13 protein-coding genes and 2 rRNA genes (1 of these 15 running past the window's edge) are annotated in these 21,831 nt (G+C 69.7%); 7 read left to right on the top strand and 8 right to left on the bottom strand.

Annotation, left to right across the window (positions count from 1 at the left end; all coding sequences use genetic code 11):
* Positions 1–110: 110 nt before the first annotated feature.
* Complete coding sequence (gene ileS / locus ACQP2F_RS07335) at positions 111–3,233, bottom strand: isoleucine--tRNA ligase (protein ID WP_433301859.1); 3,123 nt, start codon at positions 3,231–3,233, stop codon at positions 111–113.
* Between the two features lie 266 nt (positions 3,234–3,499).
* Here ileS and ACQP2F_RS07330 point away from each other — a divergent pair, with 266 nt between their 5' ends.
* Complete coding sequence (locus ACQP2F_RS07330) at positions 3,500–4,945, top strand: diguanylate cyclase domain-containing protein (RefSeq protein WP_433301857.1); 1,446 nt, start codon at positions 3,500–3,502, stop codon at positions 4,943–4,945.
* On the opposite strand, the gene ACQP2F_RS07325 is transcribed toward ACQP2F_RS07330, so the two are convergent.
* Positions 4,942–6,468: an alkaline phosphatase D family protein gene (locus ACQP2F_RS07325; RefSeq protein WP_433301855.1), complete on the bottom strand. Its 1,527-nt coding sequence runs from the start codon at positions 6,466–6,468 to the stop codon at positions 4,942–4,944. The genes ACQP2F_RS07330 and ACQP2F_RS07325 overlap by 4 nt on opposite strands.
* A gap of 59 nt (positions 6,469–6,527) precedes the next feature.
* Here ACQP2F_RS07325 and ACQP2F_RS07320 point away from each other — a divergent pair, with 59 nt between their 5' ends.
* From ACQP2F_RS07320 to ACQP2F_RS07305, 4 genes are read left to right on the top strand one after another with little or no spacing between them, the layout of a single operon-like run.
* A complete protein-coding gene (locus ACQP2F_RS07320; RefSeq protein WP_433301853.1) occupies positions 6,528–7,526 on the top strand; it encodes an ArsR/SmtB family transcription factor in 999 nt (332 codons plus the stop codon).
* 29 nt (positions 7,527–7,555) lie between these two features.
* Positions 7,556–8,533 carry an ATP-binding cassette domain-containing protein gene (locus tag ACQP2F_RS07315; protein WP_433301851.1) on the top strand — a complete coding sequence of 326 codons (978 nt, stop codon included), beginning with the start codon at positions 7,556–7,558 and terminating at the stop codon, positions 8,531–8,533.
* Entirely contained in the window at positions 8,530–9,300 is a 771-nt protein-coding gene (locus ACQP2F_RS07310; RefSeq protein WP_433301849.1) for an ABC transporter permease, read from the top strand. The genes ACQP2F_RS07315 and ACQP2F_RS07310 overlap by 4 nt, the downstream gene beginning before the upstream one ends.
* Positions 9,297–10,082 carry an ABC transporter permease gene (locus tag ACQP2F_RS07305; RefSeq protein ID WP_433301847.1) on the top strand — a complete coding sequence of 262 codons (786 nt, stop codon included), beginning with the start codon at positions 9,297–9,299 and terminating at the stop codon, positions 10,080–10,082. Before ACQP2F_RS07310 ends, ACQP2F_RS07305 begins: the two co-directional genes overlap by 4 nt.
* Here the strand turns inward: ACQP2F_RS07305 and ndk are convergent, their stop codons facing one another.
* Positions 10,083–10,499 (bottom strand): nucleoside-diphosphate kinase, encoded by a 417-nt coding sequence (gene ndk, locus ACQP2F_RS07300; RefSeq protein WP_433301845.1) that lies wholly within the window; start codon positions 10,497–10,499, stop codon positions 10,083–10,085. It lies immediately after the preceding gene.
* A 144-nt stretch (positions 10,500–10,643) separates the two neighbouring features.
* On the opposite strand from ndk, the gene ACQP2F_RS07295 reads away from it, so the two are divergent.
* Positions 10,644–13,736, top strand: a complete 3,093-nt coding sequence (locus ACQP2F_RS07295; RefSeq protein WP_433301843.1) for a VOC family protein — start codon at positions 10,644–10,646, stop codon at positions 13,734–13,736.
* Between the two features lie 90 nt (positions 13,737–13,826).
* Here the strand turns inward: ACQP2F_RS07295 and ACQP2F_RS07290 are convergent, their stop codons facing one another.
* The 3 genes from ACQP2F_RS07290 to ACQP2F_RS07280 form a co-directional block, all read right to left on the bottom strand.
* Complete coding sequence (locus ACQP2F_RS07290) at positions 13,827–14,105, bottom strand: DUF4233 domain-containing protein (protein WP_433301842.1); 279 nt, start codon at positions 14,103–14,105, stop codon at positions 13,827–13,829.
* 80 nt (positions 14,106–14,185) lie between these two features.
* Positions 14,186–15,502 carry a bifunctional folylpolyglutamate synthase/dihydrofolate synthase gene (locus tag ACQP2F_RS07285; RefSeq protein WP_433301840.1) on the bottom strand — a complete coding sequence of 439 codons (1,317 nt, stop codon included), beginning with the start codon at positions 15,500–15,502 and terminating at the stop codon, positions 14,186–14,188.
* Complete coding sequence (locus tag ACQP2F_RS07280; RefSeq protein WP_433301838.1) at positions 15,499–18,132, bottom strand: valine--tRNA ligase; 2,634 nt, start codon at positions 18,130–18,132, stop codon at positions 15,499–15,501. Before ACQP2F_RS07280 ends, ACQP2F_RS07285 begins: the two co-directional genes overlap by 4 nt.
* Positions 18,133–18,210: 78 nt before the next feature.
* Here ACQP2F_RS07280 and ACQP2F_RS07275 point away from each other — a divergent pair, with 78 nt between their 5' ends.
* Positions 18,211–18,837: a hypothetical protein gene (locus tag ACQP2F_RS07275; RefSeq protein ID WP_433301837.1), complete on the top strand. Its 627-nt coding sequence runs from the start codon at positions 18,211–18,213 to the stop codon at positions 18,835–18,837.
* A gap of 68 nt (positions 18,838–18,905) precedes the next feature.
* Here ACQP2F_RS07275 and rrf read toward each other — a convergent pair.
* Together rrf and ACQP2F_RS07265 are read right to left on the bottom strand one after the other, a co-directional pair.
* A 5S ribosomal RNA gene (gene rrf / locus ACQP2F_RS07270) occupies positions 18,906–19,022 on the bottom strand.
* A 101-nt stretch (positions 19,023–19,123) separates the two neighbouring features.
* Positions 19,124–21,831 (bottom strand): 23S ribosomal RNA (locus ACQP2F_RS07265) (it continues 421 nt past the right edge of the window).

Below are 21,831 nucleotides of genomic sequence, written 5' to 3'. Positions count from 1 at the left end.
GGGGGTGGTGTGAGGTTATCGGACCGCACCCCGGAAGTCCCCGACGAAGTTGCCGACCCGGCCGGACATTCACCGCACAGGCGGCAAATGTCCGGGCCGGGCCGGCAGATTCACCGGCTGACGCGCTCCACGGCGACCGTGATCTCCTCGCCGTCGCCGACCTCGCCGGCGAAGCCCTGCGCCCCGGCCGGCACGAAACCGACAGTGGTCGCGAGCGTCTCGCCGGCCACGAACTCCCGGTGGGCCTCGACCGCGTGGCGCACCGCGTCGGTCGCCGAGACGGTCAGCGTGATCCGGTCGGAGACGTCCAGGCCGGCGTCCCGGCGGGCCTGCTGGACCACCCGGATCACGTCCCGGGCCAGGCCCTCGGCCAGCAGCTCGGGCGTGACCACCGTGTCCAGCACGACCACGCCGGCCCCGGCCGGGAGCGGCGCCGAGTTGGCCACGTCGGCGGCGACCAGCTTGAGCTCGTACTCACCCTCCTGAAGAGTGACGCCGGCCGCGACCGGCGCGCCGTCGACCAGCTGCCAGTCGCCCTTCTTCACCGCCTGGATGACCTGCTGCACCTGCTTGCCGACCCGCGGGCCGAGGGCGCGGGGCACCACGGTCAAGACCTGCTCGCAGTACGCGGCGACGTCGTCGGTGAAGATCACATCCTTGACGTTCACCTCGTCGGCCAGCAGGTCGCCGAGGCCCGCCAGGGTGCTCGCGTCGGCGGCGGCCACGGTCAGCCGGGCCAGCGGCAGCCGCACCCGCAGTGCCCGGGCCTTGCGCAGGGACAGCGCGGCCGAGGCCACGTCCCGGATCGCGTCCATCTCGGCGACCAGCGCGTGGTCGGCCGGGAAGGTGGCCGCGTCCGGCCAGTCGGTCAGGTGCACCGACCGGCCGCCGGTCAGCCCGCGCCAGACCTCCTCGGCGGTGAGCGGCGCAAGCGGCGCCACCACCCGGGTCAGCGTCTCGAGGACCGTGGCCAGGGTGTCGAACGCGTCGTGGTCGCCGGCCCAGAAGCGGTCCCGGGATCGCCGGACGTACCAGTTGGTGAGCGCGTCCAGGTACGACCGGATGTCCTGCGCCGCTCCGGAGATGTCGTATTCGTCCAGGTGACCCTGGACGGTGGTGACCAGCTCGCCGGTCTTGGCGAGGAGGTAACGGTCGAGCAGGTGCGGGGAATCTGTCCGGAGTTTCGCTTCATAGGACGAAGCGTTGGCGTACAGGGTGAAGAAGTAATAGACGTTCCAGAGCGGGAGCAGCACCTGGCGTACGGAGTCCCGGATCGCCACCTCGGTGACCGGCATGTCCCCGCCCCGCAGCACCGGCGAGGACATCAGCATCCAGCGCATGGCGTCCGAGCCGTACGTGTCGAAGACCCGGTAGACGTCCGGATAGTTGCGCAGCGACTTCGACATCTTCCGGCCGTCCTCGCCGAGCAGGATGCCGTGGCTCAGGCAGTTCCGGAACGCCGGCCGGTCGAACAGGGCCGTGGCCAGCACGTGCATGGTGTAGAACCAGCCGCGGGTCTGGCCGATGTACTCGACGATGAAGTCGCCCGGGTAGTGGTGCTCGAACCAGTCCTTGTTCTCGAACGGGTAGTGCACCTGGGCGAACGGCATCGACCCCGACTCGAACCAGCAGTCGAGCACCTCCGGCACCCGGCGCATGGTCGAGCGGCCGGTCGGGTCGTCCGGGTTCGGGCGGGTCAGCTCATCGACGTACGGCCGATGGAGGTCCTTGATCTCGACGCCGAAGTCCCGTTGCAGCTCCTCGAACGAGCCGTAGACGTCGACCCGCGGGTAGTTCGGGTCGTCGGACTTCCAGACCGGGATCGGCGAGCCCCAGAACCGGTTGCGGGAGATCGACCAGTCACGGGCGTTGGCCAGCCACTTGCCGAACGAGCCGTCCTTGATGTGCGCGGGCGTCCAGGTGATCTCCTGGTTGAGCTCGACCATCCGGTCGCGGAACTTGGTGACCGCGACGAACCAGCTCGAGACCGCCTTGTAGACCAGCGGGGTGTCGCAGCGCCAGCAGTGCGGGTACGAGTGGGTGTAGCCCTCGTGCCGGAGCACTTTTTGATTTTCTTTCAGGAGAGCGATGACCGGCTTGTTGGCGTCGAAGACCTGCACGCCCTGCCACGGCGGGACGAGCGCGGTGAACCGGGTGTGGTCGTCCACCGTCACGATCGTCGGGATGCCGGCCGCGTTGCAGACGTTCTGGTCGTCCTCGCCGAAGGCCGGGGCCTGGTGGACGACGCCGGTGCCGTCCTCGTCGCTGACGTAGTCCGCGGCCAGGACCTGGAAGGCGTTCGGGCCGGCCTGATCGACCAGGAAGTCGAAGAGCGGGGTGTACCGGCGGCCGGCCAGTTCGCTGCCCCGCACCGTGCCGACCTGCTCGTAGCCGTCGAGCTCCTTGGCGTACGCCCCGACGCGCGACGCCCCCATGATGAGCGTTTGGTCCGCTTTTTTCAGGATTGAGTACTCGATGTCGGGGCCGACGGCCAGCGCGAGGTTCGACGGCAGCGTCCACGGAGTGGTCGTCCAGACCGCGATGTCTTCGCCGGATTCCAGCCGGAAAAGCACCGTCAAAGCGGGATCGGTCCGGTCGCGGTAGACGTCGTCCATCCGCGTCTCGGTGTTCGACAGCGGCGTCTCGCACCGGTAGCAGTAGGCGAGAACGCGGAAGCCCTCGTAGACCAGGCCCTTGTCGTGGAGCGTCTTGAACGCCCACATGACCGACTCCATGTAGCTGGGGTCGAGGGTCTTGTAGTCGTTGCCGAAGTCGACCCAGCGGGCCTGCCGGGTGACGTACCGCTCCCAGTCCTTGGTGTAGGCGAGCACGGACGCGCGGCAGGCCTCGTTGAACTTGTCGATGCCCAGCTCGACGATCTGCGCCTTGGTCGAGATGCCGAGCTGCTTCTCGGCCTCGACCTCGGCCGGCAGCCCGTGGGTGTCCCAGCCGAACCGGCGCTCGACGTGCTTGCCCCGCATCGTCCGGTAGCGCGGCACCAGGTCCTTCACGTAGCCGGTGAACAGGTGACCGTAGTGCGGCAGCCCGTTGGCGAACGGTGGGCCGTCGTAGAAGACGTACTCGTTGCTGCCGTTCTCGCCGGCCGGGCGCTGCTCGACCGACGCCTCGAACGTCTTGTCGGCGGCCCAGTGCTCGAGCACGGCGCGCTCGACCGCCGGCAGGTCCGGGCTCGCCGGTACGCCGTCGGCATCGGTGTGCTTGGGATAAGCCATCGATGGTTCCCCTCAAACAGTTCACGTTCGCGTGGACTGCGAGGACGAGCGCTTTCGGCGCCCGCGGTACCACCTCGCTTGGCGGAAGCTGGTCCGCCCGCTCATTCATCGGCTGTCGCGCGTGCCGATCGCCCGGCTCTACTGAGGTCTTCGGACCCGTTCTTCCGGAGGCTCCCCGGTGATGGCCGGTTCAGCGCCTGCGGGGACCAAGGATACCCGTCCGCCGAGTGCTCAGATCGGCGCCCGGCCAGACGATCGTGGGGCTCGTGAAACCCGTCGCCGGCGCCTTGATCGTCTGCGCCCTGCTGCAGGCGTGGCTGAGCGCGGCACACCACCCCTCATGGCTGGTGATCACGGCCGGCGCCGGCACCTCGCTGCTGGCCCTGGCCGCGGCCGGCCGGCACGCCGTGCTCGCCCGCGGCAACGCCGGGCCGGCCCGGGCCGCCTGGCTGTTCACCGCGGTGGCCACCGGCCTGTGGGCGATCGGGAGCATCCTCTACACCGTCGACGCGATCCGGGGCGTGACCGCGGCGCCGCCCCGTGTCGGCGACTGGTTCTGCCTCGCCGCCGCGATGACCGCGCCCGGCGTCCTGCTCGCCGGGCCGTCGGCGCCGGTCGCCGGGAACGTCCGGCTCCGCCTGGGCATGGACGGCCTCATGGTCGCTGCCGCCCTCTTCGTGCCGGCCTGGCCGCTGCTGCTGCGCCCGGCGTGGGAAGTCCTCGGCAACGCCGCCGGCGTGCTCGCGGTCGGCATCCCGGCCGTGCACATCGTCAGCATCGCGATCGCCGTGGTCCTGCTCTCCCGCAGCGGGGCGTCCGCCACCAACGCGGTGACGGCGCTGGCCGGGGCGTTCGCGGTGTTCGCCGGCGCGGTCCTGATCTACCTGGGCGTGGCGCTCCACGGCGGCTCGTGGCAGGTGCACAGCATGGCCGGCGTGTTCGCGGCGGCGACCGTGCTGCTGCTGTTCGCCGGCGGGTTCCGGATGCCGGTGGACAGCCGGCCGTGGCTGGAGGCGCCGACCGGGGCCCGGGCCGCGCTGCCGTACCTGCCGGTCGTGATCGCGTACTCGGTGGCCGCCGTCCTGCAGCGCCGCGGCGAGATCGACAACGCGCTGGTGGCCGCCCTCCTGCTCGTCTCGGCGCTGGTGCTGGGCCGGCAGTTCCTCGCCCTGCGCACGGCCGGCCAACTTTTGGCCGAGGTGGCCGAGCAGCGCCGGCAACTGGCCCACCAGGCGACCCACGACGACCTGACCGGGCTGGCCAACCGCAAGCTGCTGCACGCCCGGGCGGCCGAGGCGCTGGCCGCGGGCGAGGGCGTCGCGCTGCTGCTCGCCGACCTCGACGGCTTCAAGCAGGTCAACGACAGGTACGGGCACGCCACCGGCGACGAGGTGCTGATCCGGGTGGCCGAGGCGCTGCGCCGGGCGGTGCCGGCCGAGCATCTGGTCGCGCGGCTGGGCGGCGACGAGTTCGCGATCCTGGTGGTGGCCGACGCCGCGCCGGCCCACGCGGTAGCCGAGCGGATCGTCGCGGAGATCCTGGCCGGCGGCGAGCCGCGGGTCGGCGTCAGCGTCGGGCTGGTCCACGAGGCCGGCGGCCGGGCGACGCTGAACTCCCTGCTGCGGGAGGCCGACACCGCGCTGTACGAGGCGAAGGACGCCGGCAAGGGAGTGGTTCGCGTCTACCGGCCACCGGCCGCGGTGGCCTGCTAGCGGCAGGCCTTCAGGGTGGTCGACCAGAGCGCCACGCCCTCCCGATCACGCAGGTGAACGGTCAGATCCCCGGAATCTCCGTCGATCGCCACCTCCCCGAAATGCTGGAACCCCTCGGCCGGCGACGCGTTCGCGACCGGCGGCGCGTGCACGAACGCGGTCCGCGGCCCGAACGTCCCGTCCAGCGTGTTCGGCCCGAACGCCCCGGCGTGCGCCGGCCCCGAGACGAACTCCCAGAACGGCGTGAAGTCCTGGATCGCCGCCCGGGCCGGGTCGTAGTGCTGGGCCGCGGTGTAGTGCACATCGGCGGTCAGGAAGACGATCCCGGTCACCCCGTGCCGGTGCGCCGACCGCAGCACCTGGGCGAACTCGAGCTCCCGGCCGAGCGGCGCCCCGTTGTCACCCTGGGCGACGCCCTCCTGCGCGCCTGGCCCGTCCGGCACGACCAGGCCCAGCGGCAGATCGTTGGCGATCACCTTCCAGGTCGCCCGGGACTCGCGCAGGCCCCGGATCAGCCATTCCCGCTGCGCCTCCCCGAGCAGACCGCGCCGGGGGTCGGCGTACGTGTTGCCGTCGTTCGGGTCCTTGAACGTGCGCATGTCCAGGATGAAGAGATCCAGAAGCGGGCCGTGCGAGATCTTGCGGTAGACCGGGCCGGTCGCGCCCGGGATCGGCGTCCATTCGTGGTACGCCTGATGCGCCCGCGCGGCCAGCACGTCGACCCGCTTCTCGGTGTAGCGGGCGTCGTCCAGGATCTCGCCCGGGTACCAGTTGTTCAGCACCTCGTGGTCGTCCCACTGGTTGATCTGGGCGACCTCGGCCGCGAACCGCTTGTAGTTCTCGTCGAGCAGGTTGTACGCGTACTGCCCGCGGTACTCCTTGAGCGTCTCGGCGACCTTCGACTTCTCCTCGGTGACCAGGTTGCGCCACGGCCGGCCGTCGGGCAGCGTCACCGACTCGGCCAGCGGCCCGTCGGCGTACACGGTGTCGCCGGAGTGCAGCAGGAAGTCGGGCTTGCGGCGGCGCATCGACTCGAAGAGCTTGAGGCCGCCGTACGCCGGATCGATGCCCCAGCCCTGGCCCACCACATCGCCCGTCCAGACAAAACGGACGTCCTTCCGGTGCAGCGGCGCGGTCGTCAGCGAGCCGTCCACCGCCGAGCCGAACAGGCCGGGCCGGTCCAGGCTCTCCGCCCGTACCCGGTAATAGATCGTGGAGTCGGACGGCAGGTCCCGCAGCCGCACCTTGCCGGTGAAGTCGGTGTCCGGGGTCAGGACCGGGCCGCGCAGGACCCGGCCGCCGCGCAGGTCGGGGCGGCGGCTCACCTGCACCCAGAGGCGCGAGGGCCGGTCGGCGCGACTCCAGACGATCGCCGAGCCGGCGGTGGCGTCGCCGCTCTGCACCCCGTGGGTCAGCAGCGGCCGCACGCCGGCGCTCGAGAAGGCGGGTGCTTCGAACAGTGCGCCACCGGCGAGGCCGACCGCGCCGGCTTTGAGCAGGTTGCGTCGTGAGATCGAGGTCATGCCCTGATGCCTATCGATCGCACGTGGCCCCGAGGTGGCCGTTCCCTAAACTTCACCGTGTGATCCGGATCGAGATCGATGAACCGACGCTGGCCCGCACCAGGATCGCGATCAGTCCGCTCGGCGAGGCCGTGTGCAGCCTCTTCCTGTTGCGCCGCAATCCGGCGGGCGCGCCGTGGCCGTACGACCAATGGGCCGTCCGCGCCCGCGAGATCCTCCGGACCCACCCCGCCACCGCGCCGGTCCGGTTCTACTTCGAGACGTCGTCGAGCATGCCGGATTTCCTCGATCCGATCCCGTCGACCTCGACGCCCACGCTCGACGAGCAACTGGCCGAGCTGCGCGCGACACCGGCCGAGCTCATCGACGAGCAGCTGCGCCGGTACGCGCCCGACCCCGCCCTCGAGCCGTTCCGCCGCGACCCCCGCGCCGCGCTCGACCGGCTGGCCGACGGCCTGGCCGCCTACTGGGACGCGGCGATCGCGCCGCACTGGCCGGCCATGCGCGCCGCCCTCGACGAGGAGGTGCTGCTGCGGGCCCGGGCGCTGGCCGCCGACGGGCCCGACGCGCTGCTGGCCCGGCTGCACGAGCGCATCGTCTGGGAGCGGCCGGTGCTCACCCTGGTCAAGTCCCTCGAGCACTCGTTCACGGCGACCGACCAGCGGCTGCTTCTGGTCCCGCTGATCTTCTCCCGGGGGGCGCTCTTCTGCTCGACCGACCACCCCGAGATCGTGATGGTCACCTACCAGGCGCGCGGGTCGGCCCTGCTCGCCTCGATGCCGGCGCCGGTCGCCGACGACCGGCTGGCGATCCTGGTCGGCCGGGGGCGGGCCGCGGTGCTGCGGGCGCTGGTCACGCCGGCCACCACGACCAGCCTGGCGACCGCGCTCGGCCTCGCGCCGAGCACCGTATCCGAGCACCTGACCTCGTTGCTGGCGGCCGGCGTGATCCACCGGCGCCGGGCCGGGCGCCGGGTGCTCTACGGCCTGGAACCGGCCGGGACCGCGCTGGTGGGGCTGCTCGGCGACGATTCGGCCGCGACCGAATTCGTTTCCTAGAACGGCGGCCGCACCCTAGCGTTCGGGGCATGGGGAGCGACTACGCCATCGAGGCTGATGGATTACGCCGGACATATCGGGGGCGCACGGGCTGGCTGCGGCCGAAGAGGACCGAGGTCGAGGCCGTGCGCGGCGTGTCGTTCACGGTGCGGCGCGGAGAGCTGTTCGGCCTGCTCGGGCCGAACGGCGCCGGCAAGACGACGACGATCAAGATGCTCAACACCCTGCTCCTGCCGACCTCGGGCACGGCGCGGGTGTGCGGCCTCGACGTGGTCAAGCAGACTCGGGAGGTACGCCGGCGGATCGGCTATGTGTTCGGTGGCGACCGCGGGCTCTACGAACGGCTCTCCGCACTGGACAATCTGCGCTACTTCGCCGAGCTGTACGGGGTGGCGCCGCGCGAGCAGAAGCGACGGATCGCCGAGCTGCTCGAGCTGGTCGGGCTCGACGGACGGGAACGGGAACGGGTCGAGGGCTATTCGCGCGGCATGCGGCAGCGCCTGCACATCGCGCGAGGGCTGCTGCACGGGCCGGAGGTGCTGTTCCTCGACGAACCGTCCATCGGGGTCGATCCGGTGGCGGCGCGCGAGCTCCGGCGTACCGTCTCCGATCTCGCCGCTTCCGGCACCACCGTGCTGCTCACCACGCATTACATGGCCGAGGCCGACGAGCTGTGCGAGCGGATCGCGGTGATCGCGGACGGCGAGATCCAGGCCCTCGGAACCCCGTCCGAACTGCGGCGGCGCGCGGACGGACGGCGGGTGGTGGAGGTCGAGGCGTACGGGGTTCCGGACACCGCCGTGGCGGCCCTGCGCGGCCTGCCCGGGGTCCGCGAGACCGCGATCGAGGAGCGCGGCGCCCTGCAGCTGCTCACCGTCCACTCGGACGCGCACGTGGACGTGCAGGGCGACATCCTGCGCGAGCTGGCCGGCATCCGGCTCGGCCGGGTCGACAGCCGCGAGCCGACCCTCGAGGACGCCTACGTCGCGATCGTGAACGCGGCATGAGGACGCTGCGGATGCTGGTGCTGGGCACGCTCACCCACGCCAAGCAGATCAGCCGCTCCCCGTTCGAGGTGACGATCGCGCTGGTCGTGCCGATCGTGCAGGCCACGCTCGCGGTCTACCTGTTCCGGGCCGGCGCCGAGCAGCACCGCCTGCTCGAGGCCGCGGTCGGGGCCGGGCTGATGGGCGTCTGGTCGTCGGTGCTGTTCGGCTCCGGCGGCGCGATCCAGAACCAGCGCTGGCAGGGCACCCTCGAAATGATCATGCTGGCGCCGCGGCGGCCGGTCCTGGTGATCCTGCCGATCACCGTGGCGACCGGGCTGACCGGGACGTACGCGCTGCTGGCCACGCTCGTGTGGGGGCGGGTGCTCTACGGCATCGAGCTCGACTTCGTGCACCCGGCCGCCTTCGTCGTGGCCGCCGTGGTCTGCGTCGTCGCCCTCGGCATGTTCGGCCTGCTGCTGGCCTCGACCTTCGTGCTGATGCGCAACGCCAACGCGCTGACCAACACCCTCGAATACCCGATCTGGCTGGTCTCCGGCATGCTCGTGCCGATCACCGTGCTGCCGGCCTGGACCGGGCCGATCGCCGCGGCGCTGCCGACCACCTGGGGCGCGCGGGCGCTGCGCGAGGCGACCACCGGCGGCCCGGTCTGGCCGTCCGTCGCGATCTGTCTCGGGATCAGCGTGATCTGCCTGGTCGCGGGCTCGTTCGCGCTCACCCACGTCGAACGCCGCGCCCGCGCGGCCGCAACCCTGGCGCTGGCATGAAGACCTTGCGACTGATAACCGTGGGCGGCGTGATCGCCTATCGCGCGCTGTTCAACTGGACCCGGCCGGCGATCTTCGTGGGGACGTTGCTGGTGGGCCCGCTGTTCCAGCTGCTGTTCTTCGCGTACCTGGGAAGGCAGTTGGGTGTGGCGGACGACCGCTTCTACATCGTCGGGAACGCGGTGCTGTGTGCCACCTTGGCCTGCGTCTTCGGCGGCACGCTCGCGGTGGGCAACGAGCGGCGGTACGGGACGCTGGGGCACGTGCTGCTCTCCCCCCGCAGCCGTACGGTGGTGTTCCTCGGCCGCGCGCTGCCCTACGCCGGGAACGGGCTGTTGATCGCGGTCGTCACGCTGACCGTCGGCGCGGCGCTGCTCGGCCTGCGGATCCCCGTCGCCGCCGTCCCCGGCCTGCTCCTGGCCATGGCCGTCGGGTCGCTGGCCTGCGCCTTCTTCGGGCTCACCCTCGGTGCGCTGGGGCTGCGCTTCCGCGACGTCTGGGTGATCTCGAACGTCGCGGTCGCGCTGCTGCTCCTGCTCACCGGCGTGAACGTGCCGAGCTCGGCGCTGCCCGGCTGGATGGTGCGGATCGGCGAGCTCCTGCCGATCACGCACGCCGCCGCGGCCGCCCGGGAGCTGGCCGCCGGGCACGGTCTCGCGGCCGCGGCCGGTGACCTTGGCCGGGAAGCGCTGATCGGCCTGGGGTACGCCGTTCTCGCCGCCGTCCTGCTCAAGATCTTCGAGACCGAGTCCCGCCGGTCGGCCAGCCTCGAGACGCTCTAGCTAGATCTTGGGAAACCAGAGGGCCAGCTCGCGGGCCGCGCTCTCCGGCGAGTCGGAGGCGTGCACCAGGTTCTCCCGGTTGGAGAGGGAGAAGTCGCCGCGGATCGTGCCGGCGGCCGCCTTGCGGCCGTCGGTCGCGCCGATCATGGTGCGGACCACCTCGATCACGTTGTCGCCGGAGAGCACCAGCGCCACCAGCGGCCCGCTGGTCATGAACGCCTTCAGCGGCGGGTAGAACGGCTTGTCGACGTGGTCGGCATAGTGCTGGTCGGCGAGAGCCGCATCCATCGTGCGCATCTCGAGCGCCTCGATGACCAGGCCCTTACGCTCGAAACGGGCGAGGACCTCGCCGAGCAGACCGCGGCTCACCGCATCGGGCTTGACGAGGACGAGCGAGCGCTCGACGGGGCTGGTCACGAATTCCTCCGTTTAACTTCGGCAGACACGCGGGATTCAGCCTATCGGTACCGAGTTTCCGGCGAGCGGCAACGCCGGACCTACCGCACTTTCGCTCGGGCCGGGACGGGCAATAACCTGACGTGAAAGAGCGGGAGGTCCACATTGGCAAACCAGACCGGCCGTCCTGTCGCACCGGCGCGCAAGCTGGTGGCGGCCGTCATGGGCACGATCGCGGTCTTCGTCGTGGCCGTGGGCCTCGGCATGTCCAGCTGGGGCGTGGTCGTCTTCGGCCTCGCCGTGCTGGCGCTGTCGATCGCGCTGGGCATGGTCAATGTCGTCCGGCGCGGCGCCCGGGCCTGGGTGAGCGGCACGGCCGAGGTGAAGGCGATCTCGCCACCGCCGGCGTCGTCCGCCGTCTACGGCCGGGCCGAGATCCAGGCCGTCGTGGTCGCGCCCGGCCTGCCGACCTCCGAGGTGACCATCCGCGAGCCGCGGGTGCCGGTCGTGAAGTGGCCGGTGATCGGCGACACGCTGCCGATCACGGTGGACGTCGACGACATGCGCCGCGTGCGCATCAACTGGGACGAGGCAACCCCGCGCGAACGCGGCGAGGACCCGCCGCCCCCGCCCACCACCGACTACGGCGACCTCCCCGACGACTACAACGACGACCTGGACGACGACCTCCTGGGCGACGTGGAGCCCCCGCCCTGGACCACCCCCGACCGCCAGTGGGACGACGGCCCGCCGCCCCCGCCGCCGCCCGCCGCCCCCACCACCGCGGCCCCCGCCGCCGACACCCCCGTGGTGGTCCGGGACACCCCCGCCGGCGTCGTGGTCGAGGGCGAGTTCGTCGACCACAACACCGACACCCAGCCCCTCCCGCGCCGAGCGCCCACGTCCCCCGACGCTTTCGCGGCCGCGCCGCCCGCCGGGGCCGCCGAGGCTTCCCGCGCCCCTTCCGCCGGCGAGGCCTCCCCTGCCTCTTCCACCGCCGAGGATCCCCCGGCCCGTTCCGCCGCCGAAACCGCCGAGGCGTCCCCAGCTCCTTCCGCTACCGAAACCGCCGAGGATTCCCCGGCCCGTTCCGCCGCCGCGACCGCTGACGCCTCCGGAGTCTCTTCCCCGGCCGAGTCCTCTCCGCCTTCCCCCGCACCCGGCGATCCCGCCACGGCCGGCGCTTCCTCGGCGCCCACCGCCACCTCGGGCACCTCCTCGGCGCCCTCCGCCACCTCGGGCACCTCCTCGGCGCCCTCCGCCACCTCCTCGACCACGGGCAGCTCCCCCAGCGCCCCCTCGGATTCCGAAGCCGCCGGAATGGCCGCCGCCGGAGCCGCAGCGGGAGCCGCAGCCGGCGTGGCTGCCGGAGCCGCCGCCCACCGATTCGCCAATGACCCTTATGCCGACCAGGCAGCCGGTCCACCCAGCACCGTCGGCAACGCCCCCGGCGAGCGCGTGTCCACCGGAGGCCGCCGCCCGAGCCCGCGTCCCCGCCCTCACGGCGGCGGCACCGCAACCGCGACCGCCGACCCGCTGACCGCCGACCCGCTGACCGCCGACCCGCTGACCGCCGACCCGCTGACCGCCGACCGGCTGGCCACCGAAGCCGCCGACCCGCTGACCGGCGACCGGATGACCACAGGCCGGATGACCACTGACCGGATGACCACTGACCAGCTGACCACCGACCAGATGACCACCGAAGCCGCCGACACGATCGCACCCCCGTCTCCACGCACCCCGCATCCCGACGACCTCCACGCGGCCAGCCCCGTCGACATCCCGCTGGACGACCCGGCGCCGCACGCCACCACGGCCTACCGTCGCCCGGAGCCAACCGTCACCGCGACCACCGCGACGCCGAGCCCCTCCGCCCCGCCGCCCACCGCTCCCCCACCGACCACGCCACCACCGACCGCCCCGCCGACGTCGATGTCCCGCCCCACGGCCCCCGAGCCGTCGCACGACGACATCGACCTCCCGTTGGACGGCGACCCCGCCCCCATCCCCGAGGCCACCGCGCCCGGCGCCCGCCAGGCCGTAGCCGAAGACCTGATCGCCCCGCCCGCCGAGAACATCCCACCGGCCACCCCGCCAGGCACCCATGCCGAGGCTCCCGCCGCCGCTGCCACCCCGCCGGGCACCCGTGCCGACGCTCCCGCCGCCGCTGCCACCCCGCCGGGCACCCGTGCCGAGACTCCCGGCCTGGCCGAACCTCGAGCCACGACGAGGTTCACGGCCAATGCGGCGCACGACGCCGAGTCCTACGACCCCACGGCGGAGATCCCGGTAGCGACCTCCGAAACCGCCGGCGCCGGAGCCGCACCGACCCCGCCTGCCGAGAAGCACCACTCCCCCGGCGTCGTAGCCGGCGCCGCCGCCGCAGTCGGCGCAGTAGCCGCTTCCGCGGTGGCAGCGGTGAAGAGGTTCGGCCACTCCGACAAGGACGCCCAGCCCACCACGGATTCTCCCGACGTCGCCCGGCCGGCCACCACACGCACCGCAGCCGGCACGCCGGCACCTGCCGAGCCGACCGCAGCCGCCGCACCTACGGGGCCCACCGCGGCCGCCGCCGCACCTGCTGAACCCGCCGCGGCCGCCGCCACCGCGCCTGCCCGGCCCACCGCAGCCGCCGCCGCGCCTACGGGGTCCAACGCAGCCGCCGCCGCACCTGCCGAGCCCACCGCAGCGACCGAGTCCACCCCGGCCTCGGACGAGACCACCGCGGCCCCTGACGAGCCCACCGCCACCGCGACTCCCGCGACCGCGCCGGACAAGCCGGAAGCCACCCCCTGGTCGACACCACCGACGTTCGCGACGGAACCGGACGAGCACGCCGAAGACCTGATCACCGCCTATCCCAGCGCGCGGCCCGGGCCGGCCGGGGCGATCTACGGCGTAGGGATCACGGTTCTGGTCACCGATCTCGCGCGGTCCATCGCCTTCTACCGGGACACGCTCGGGTTCTACGAGATCGACAGCGGGGACGGCAGCGCAGTACTGGCCTCCGGCGACACCCGGCTCGTGCTGCGGACGGTCTCCGGTCTCGGCGGTGAGGCCGGTCGCCTGATCTACCTGAACCTCGAGGTCGGCGACGTGGAAGCGGTCTACGCCGAGCTGACGGCCAAGGGCGTGACCTTCGTGCACCCGCCGCAGCCGGTCAACCGCGGCGACCGCCTCGAGCTGTGGTCGGCCACGTTCCTGGACCCGGACAGCCACAACATCGCCATCACCCAGTGGCGGGCCATCCGCTGAAGTCACCCCGGCGGGGCCCGGCCTTCAACCCAGGACCGACCTGCGGGGCGCCGACCTTCAGCCCAAGACCGGCCGGCGGGGCGCCGGGCCTCAGCCCAGGATCGACCGGCGGACGTAGGCCGCGTAGGCCCACGTCCCGGCGAAGATCAGGCCCAGGACGGCCAGGGACCAGTGCAGCAGGCCGCACGCGATCAGCAGCGCCTGCAGCACCGCGCCGGCCGGCCACGCCCAGCGGCGGCCCATCATGCCGGCCAGCAGCGCGCACAGTACCGCCAGCGCGATCACGGCGGCGACGCCCCAGCCGCTCAGGTGGCCACCCATGATGCGGATGGGCTGGATCGCCAGCAGCAGAACGATGGCCTCCAGCACGAGCGTCCCGGCGCCTAACCCCCGTACGGCCGCCTGGGGGTTACGCAGACCGGACCGCGGAGGCTCGGGCGGCGGCGGGGTCATCGCTTCAGCAGTTTCCGCGCGTCGGCGACCGTGACGACCGAGCCGGTGATCAGCACCGCGACCCCGCTCAGCTCGCCCGACGTGTCCTCCTCGGCGATCACCACCGCTTCCTCGATCGCGTCCGGCATGGTCTCGGCCACGGTGACCCGGTCCTCGCCGAAGATGTCGGTCGCGATCTGCGCCAGCTCGGTGACCGGCATCGAGCGCGGCGAGCTGTTCTGCGTCACCACGATCCGCGCCGCCACCGGCTCGAGCAGGTCGAGCAGGCCGGACACGTCCTTGTCGCCGAGCACAGCGACCACCGCGACCAGGTGCCGGAAGCTGAACTCCTCCTCCAGCGCGCTGACCGTCGCGGCCATACCGTGCGGGTTGTGCGCGCCGTCGAGCAGGATCGTCGGGGCGCTGCGGACCCGCTCGAGCCGGCCCGGCGAGTCGACCTGGGCGAACCCCTCCACGACCAGCTCCGGCCGCACCTGGTCGCCGAGGAACGCCTCGACCGCCGCCAGCGCCAGCGCCGCGTTCTGAGCCTGATGCGCCCCGAAGAGCGGCAGGAAGATCTCGTCGTAGATCGCGTGCAGCCCCTGCAGGGTGAGCACCTGGCCGCCCACCGCCTGGGTGCGCTGCACGACGCCGAACTCGCTGCCCTCACGGGCCAGGGTCGCGCCCATCTCGACGCTGCGCTCGAGGATCGGCCGCATGGCCTCCTCGGTCTGCAGCGCGCTGATCACGGTGGCGCCCTTGTGGATGATGCCGGCCTTGGCCCAGGCGATGTCCTCGATCGTGTCGCCGAGCCACTCGGTGTGGTCCAGGCCGATCGGGGTCATCACGGCCACGCCGGCGTCGATCACGTTCGTCGCATCGTCCTCGCCCCCGAGGCCCACCTCCACGACCGCCACGTCGACCGGGGCATCGGCGAACGCCGCGTACGCCATCGCCGTGGTCATGTCGAAGTAGGTGAGCGACTCGGTGTTGCGCGCGTCGATCAGCTCGGCGAGAGGAGCGATTTCCCGGTACGTCTCGACCAGTCGCTCCTCGGAGATGGGCTCGCCGTCGAGGCTGATGCGCTCGCGAACCGTCTCCAGGTGCGGGCTCGTGTAGCGGCCGGTGTGCAGGCCGTGCGCCCGCAGCAACGCGTCAATCATGCGGGCCGTGCTGGTCTTGCCGTTGGTGCCGGTCAGGTGGATCGCCGGGTAGGCCCGCTGGGGGCTGCCGAGGACGTCCATCAGGTCTTTGATCTTGCGGATGTCGAAGACCATGCGGGTGAAGCCGCGCCCCTCGAGCGCGGCCACCACCTCGTCGTATTCGGTGCTCATGACGTAGGCAACGCGGAAAGGGCCGCGGCAATTCGCGTGAGGTCGGCCTCGGCCGTGGCCAGCCGGTCCTTGATCTTCGCGACCACCGGCTCGGGCGCCTTGGCCAGGAAAGCGTCGTTGCCGAGCTTGGCGCGGGCCTGGGCCGCTTCCTTCTCGGCCGCCGCCCGGTCCTTCTCGAGGCGCGCCCGCTCGGCCGCCACGTCGATCGTGCCGCGGGTGTCGAGGTCGACCGTGATCCCGCCGGTCACCGCCAGCGTCGCCGTCGCCGTGAAGCCGGCGGACGGCTTGTCGAGCCGGGCCAGCGAGCGGATCAGCGGCTCGTGCGTGTCGATGCCGACGTTGCCGAGGCCGGTGAGCGCCGCGGTGACCCGCTGGGTGGGCTTGAGTCCCTGGTCGGAGCGGAACCGGCGGACCTCGGTCACGACCTTCTGCAGGGCGGTCAGCTCCTCCTCGGCCGCGTCGTCGATCAGCTCCTTGTCGGCGGCCGGCCAAGCGGCCCGGGTCACCGTCTCGCCACCGGTGAGCGCGATCCACAGCTCCTCGGTGACGAACGGGATGACCGGGTGCAGCAGGCGAAGGAGCTGGTCAAGAACATGACCGAGTACGCGGCGGGTAGCGCCCGCGTTCTCCGACGCCAGCACGGGCTTGCTCAGCTCCAGGTACCAGTCGCAGACGTCGTCCCAGGCGAAGTGGTAGAGGGTGTCACAGACCTTCGCGTACTCGTAGGTCGCGAACTGCTCGTCGACCTCGGCAATCACGTGCTGAAGCCGGGACAGGATCCACTTGTCGATCGCGGAGAGCTCTTCCGTCGCCGGCAGCGGTCCGTCGACGGTCGCGCCGTTCATCAGGGCGAAGCGGGTCGCGTTCCACAGCTTGTTGCAGAAGTTGCGCGAGCCCTGGCACCACTCCTCGCTGATCGGCACGTCGGAGCCGGGGTTGGCGCCGCGGGCCAGCGTGAAGCGGGTGGCGTCGGCGCCGTACCGGTCGATCCAGTCGAGCGGGTCGACCACGTTGCCGAACGACTTCGACATCTTCTTGCCGTGGCCGTCGCGCACCATGCCGTGCAGGTTGACCACGTCGAACGGCTGGACGTCGTCCATCGCGTACAGCCCGAACATCATCATCCGGGCGACCCAGAAGAACAGAATGTCGTAGCCGGTGACCAGCACGCTCGTCGGGTAGAACTTGGCGAGCTCGGCCGTCTGCTCGGGCCAGCCCATCGTCGAGAAGGGCCAAAGAGCGGAAGAGAACCAGGTGTCGAGTACGTCTTCGTCCTGGCGCCAGCCGTCACCCGTCGGCGGCTGCTCGTCGGGGCCGACGCACACCACCTCACCGTTCGGCCCGTACCAGACCGGGATGCGGTGGCCCCACCACAGCTGACGCGAGATGCACCAGTCGTGCATGTTGTCGACCCAGGCGAAGTAGCGCTTGGCCAGCTCGGCCGGCTCGATCACGACCCGGCCGTCGCGCACCGCGTCGCCCGCCGCCTTGGCCAGCGGGCCGGTGTTGACGAACCACTGCAGCGACAGCCGCGGCTCGACGGTCGTCTTGCAGCGCGAGCAGTGGCCGACGGAGTGCAGGTAGGGCCGCTTCTCGGCGACGATCCGGCCCTGCTCGCGCAGCGCGTCCACGACGGCGGGGCGCGCCTCGTACCGGTCGAGGCCCTCGAAGGGACCCGGCACCGTGACCACCGCGCGCTCGTCCATGATGGTGAGGCTCGGCAGGTTGTGACGCTGGCCGATCTCGAAGTCGTTGGGGTCGTGGGCGGGCGTGACCTTGACCGCGCCGGTGCCGAACGACGGGTCGACGTGCTCATCGGCCACGATCGGGATCCGCCGCCCGGTCAGCGGCAGCTCCACCTCGGTGCCGATCAGGTGCCGGTAGCGCTCGTCGTCGGGGTGGACGGCCACCGCGGTGTCGCCCAGCATCGTCTCGGCCCGGGTGGTGGCGACCACGATGGAGTTGTCACCGTCGCCGTACCGGATCGAGACCAGCTCGCCCTCGTCGTCGGTGTGCTCGACCTCGATGTCACTGAGGGCCGTGAGGCACCGCGGGCACCAGTTGATGATCCGGTTGGCCCGGTAGATCAGCTCGTCGTCGTACAGCCGCTTGAAGATCGTCTGGACCGCACGGGAGAGACCCTCATCCATCGTGAACCGCTCGCGCGACCAGTCGACCGAGTCGCCGAGCCGGCGCATCTGGCCGAGGATGGCGCCGCCGGACTGCGCCTTCCACTCCCAGACCTTCTCCACGAACTTCGCGCGGCCGAGGTCGTGCCGGGACAGCTGCTGGCTGGCGAGCTGGCGCTCCACCACGTTCTGCGTGGCGATGCCGGCGTGGTCCATGCCCGGCAGCCACAGCACCTCGTAGCCCTGCATCCGCTTGAGACGGGAGAGGGTGTCCTGGATGGTGTGGTCGAGCGCGTGGCCGACGTGCAGCGAACCGGTCACGTTCGGCGGCGGGATGACGATCGAGAACGCCGGCTTGTCGCTGGCCGGATCGGCGGTGAAGTAGCCCGCGGATACCCACGTCTCGTACCGCCGCTGCTCTACCTCGCCCGGCTGGTACTGAGCGGAGAGGCCACCGGTGGGCCGGCTGTCGGGGGTGCGGGTCTGGGTCGTCTCGGTCACCCGACAAGTCTACGGAGCCGGGCGTCGAACCCCGAATTCGCACCTCCTCCTGTGGATAACCATTGCTAGGCTCGCGCAATGTCCGACGCCCCGATCGACATCGGCCCGGTCGAGCTCGCCGAGGAACCGCCCTCGCCCGAGCCGCGGCCCCGTTCCCGCGTCCGCCGGGCCCTGCTTCTGGGCCTGCTGGGAGTGGCGGTGGCCGGCGCCGGCGCCCTGGCCTACACGGCCTACCAGATCAGCACCCAGAAGGACGCGACGCTGACCGCGCCCGCGCAGATCGGCACCCTTCGCCTCGACACCTCCGAGGACGCGAAGTCGACCGCCGACTACCTGCAGACCGCGGTCGCCGCCGAGATCGACCTGGACAAGGCGATCGGGGCCGTCTACCTGGACTCGGGCGACAAGAACGTGCTCCTCTTCGGCGGGACGGCCCTCTTCTGGGCACCGGAGAACGACCTCGACACGGCGTTCGACCTGATCTCCGACAACGAGGGCGCGGTCACGGACCTGCACGAGGTCGACGCCGGCAAGCTCGGCGGAACGATGAAGTGCGGCACCACCAAGACCGACTCCGGCGATCTGACCGTCTGCGGCTGGGCCGACCACGGCAGCGTGGCGCTCGGAATGTTCAACAATCGCACCGAGAAGGAAGCGGCGCCGTTGATGCGGCAGATCCGCGACGCGACCCAGACGCGCTCTTGAGACGACGTAACTTCCCGAGAACGACGAAAGGCCCACCCTTTCCCGGGTGGGCCTTTCGTATACGTTGAGTCCGGCGGCGTCCTACTCTCCCACACCCTCCCGAGTGCAGTACCATCGGCGCTGGAGGGCTTAGCTTCCGGGTTCGGAATGAGACCGGGCGTTTCCCCTCCGCTATGACCACCGAAACAGCAGCCAGCAGCAGAAAACCAGCAACCAACACGTGTGTTGGGTGGTTGTTCGTTTGCTGTGAATCACACAGTGGACGCGTTGAGCATAAAGTTTAGGTGTGGTTAAGCCCTCGGCTTATTAGTACCGGTCAACTGAACCAGTTACCTGGCTTACATTTCCGGCCTATCAACCCAGTCGTCTGGCTGGGAGCCTTACCCCCTCAAGGGGGTGGGATACCTCATCTCGAAGCGAGCTTCCCGCTTAGATGCTTTCAGCGGTTATCCCTTCCGAACGTAGCTAACCAGCCGTGCCCCTGGCGGGACAACTGGCACACCAGAGGTTCGTCCGTCCCGGTCCTCTCGTACTAGGGACAGCCCTTCTCAAGTATCCAACGCGCACGGCGGATAGGGACCGAACTGTCTCACGACGTTCTAAACCCAGCTCGCGTACCGCTTTAATGGGCGAACAGCCCAACCCTTGGGACCTGCTACAGCCCCAGGATGCGACGAGCCGACATCGAGGTGCCAAACCATCCCGTCGATATGGACTCTTGGGGAAGATCAGCCTGTTATCCCCGGGGTACCTTTTATCCGTTGAGCGACACCGCTTCCACACGCAAGTGCCGGATCACTAGTCCCGACTTTCGTCCCTGCTCGACCTGTCAGTCTCACAGTCAAGCTCCCTTGTGCACTTACACTCAACACCTGATTGCCAACCAGGCTGAGGGAACCTTTGGGCGCCTCCGTTACCCTTTAGGAGGCAACCGCCCCAGTTAAACTACCCACCAGACACTGTCCCTCGACCCGATCAGGGCCGCAAGTTAGATACCCAAACCCAACAGAGTGGTATTTCAACAATGCCTCCACCCGAACTGGCGTCCGAGCTTCACCGGCTCCCACCTATCCTACACAATTAAATTCGGATACCAATGTCAAGCTATAGTAAAGGTCCCGGGGTCTTTCCGTCCTGCCGCGCGTAACGAGCATCTTTACTCGTACTGCAATTTCGCCGGGCCTGTGGTTGAGACAGTGGGGAAGTCGTTACGCCATTCGTGCAGGTCGGAACTTACCCGACAAGGAATTTCGCTACCTTAGGATGGTTATAGTTACCACCGCCGTTTACTGGCGCTTAAGTTCTCCGCTTCGCCCTTACGGACTAACAGGTCCCCTTAACGTTCCAGCACCGGGCAGGCGTCAGTCCATATACATCGTCTTACGACTTGGCATGGACCTGTGTTTTTAGTAAACAGTCGCTTCCCCCTGCTCTCTGCGGCCATACCCCGCTCAAGGACGCATGGTCCCGTCACGGGTCCGGCCCCCCTTCTCCCTAAGTTACGGGGGCAATTTGCCGAGTTCCTTAACCACAGTTCGCCCGTCGCCTCGGTATTCTCTACCTGACCACCTGTGTCGGTTTCGGGTACGGGCCGCTCGGAACATCGCTAGAGGCTTTTCTCGGCAGCATAGGATCACTGACTTCACCTGATACGGCTCGGCATCACGTCTCACCCATCATGCGATGCGGATTTGCCTACATCGCGGGCTACACGCTTACCCCAGGACAACCACCGCCTGGGACCAGCTACCTTCCTGCGTCACCCCATCACTAAACTACTACCCCACAAGGTCCCAGCCGCTACCAGTCCGAACCGAAGTCCTCGCCGGCTTTGGGTGGTTAGTACATGGAGGTTCGTCTTGGGCGTTCCTTCGCGGGTACGGGAATATCAACCCGTTATCCATCGACTACGCCTCTCGGCCTCGCCTTAGGCCCCGACTCACCCAGGGCGGATTAGCCTGGCCCTGGAACCCTTGGTCATTCGGCGGAAGAGGTTCTCACTCTTCATTCGCTACTCATGCCTGCATTCTCACTCGTGTGGCGTCCACGACTGGGTCACCCCGCCGCTTCTCTCGCCACACGACGCTCCCCTACCCATCAACGCACCTGGATCGACGACTCAAGGCCGGCGACCGGGTTCATGCGTCAATGCCACAGCTTCGGCGGTGTGCTTGAGCCCCGCTACATTGTCGGCGCGGAACCACTTGACCAGTGAGCTATTACGCACTCTTTAAAGGATGGCTGCTTCTAAGCCAACCTCCTGGTTGTCCATGCGATCCCACATCCTTTTCCACTTAGCACACGCTTAGGGGCCTTAGCTGGTGATCTGGGCTGTTTCCCTCTCGACTACGAAGCTTATCCCCCGCAGTCTCACTGCCGCGCTCTCACTTACCGGCATTCGGAGTTTGGCTGATTTCGGTAAGCTTGTAGGCCCCCTAGACCATCCAGTGCTCTACCTCCGGCAAGAAACACACGACGCTGCACCTAAATGCATTTCGGGGAGAACCAGCTATCACGGAGTTTGATTGGCCTTTCACCCCTAACCACAGGTCATCCCCCAACTTTTCAACGTTGGTGGGTTCGGTCCTCCACGCAGTCTTACCCACGCTTCAACCTGCCCATGGCTAGATCACCCCGCTTCGGGTCTAGAACACGCGACTATAACGCCCTCTTCAGACTCGCTTTCGCTACGGCTACCCCACACGGGTTAACCTCGCCACGTGCCACTAACTCGCAGGCTCATTCTTCAAAAGGCACGCCATCACCCCACAGCACTACCTGCACTGGGCTCTGACGGATTGTAGGCGAACGGTTTCAGGTACTATTTCACTCCCCTCCCGGGGTACTTTTCACCATTCCCTCACGGTACTCGTCCGCTATCGGTCACCAGGAAGTATTCAGCCTTACCAGGTGGTCCTGGCAGATTCACAGCAGATTCTAGGAGTCCGCTGCTACTCGGGTGCTTCTCAAGAGAGGCTGTGAATTTTCGTCTAC

The organism is Actinoplanes sp. CA-030573, assembly GCF_050951115.1.
Classification (GTDB): domain Bacteria; phylum Actinomycetota; class Actinomycetes; order Mycobacteriales; family Micromonosporaceae; genus Actinoplanes.
The sequence above is the reverse complement of the archived record's forward strand: the minus strand, read 5'-3'. Positions and strand labels throughout refer to the sequence as shown.

Coding starts and splice junctions, on each gene's coding strand:
- ileS (WP_433301859.1), bottom strand. CDS start 3,233: ATGGCTTATCCCAAGCACACCGATGCCGACGGCGTACCGGCGAGCCCG.
- ACQP2F_RS07325 (WP_433301855.1), bottom strand. CDS start 6,468: ATGACCTCGATCTCACGACGCAACCTGCTCAAAGCCGGCGCGGTCGGC.
- ACQP2F_RS07315 (WP_433301851.1), top strand. CDS start 7,556: ATGGGGAGCGACTACGCCATCGAGGCTGATGGATTACGCCGGACATAT.
- ACQP2F_RS07310 (WP_433301849.1), top strand. CDS start 8,530: ATGAGGACGCTGCGGATGCTGGTGCTGGGCACGCTCACCCACGCCAAG.
- ACQP2F_RS07305 (WP_433301847.1), top strand. CDS start 9,297: ATGAAGACCTTGCGACTGATAACCGTGGGCGGCGTGATCGCCTATCGC.
- ACQP2F_RS07285 (WP_433301840.1), bottom strand. CDS start 15,502: ATGAGCACCGAATACGACGAGGTGGTGGCCGCGCTCGAGGGGCGCGGC.
- ACQP2F_RS07275 (WP_433301837.1), top strand. CDS start 18,211: ATGTCCGACGCCCCGATCGACATCGGCCCGGTCGAGCTCGCCGAGGAA.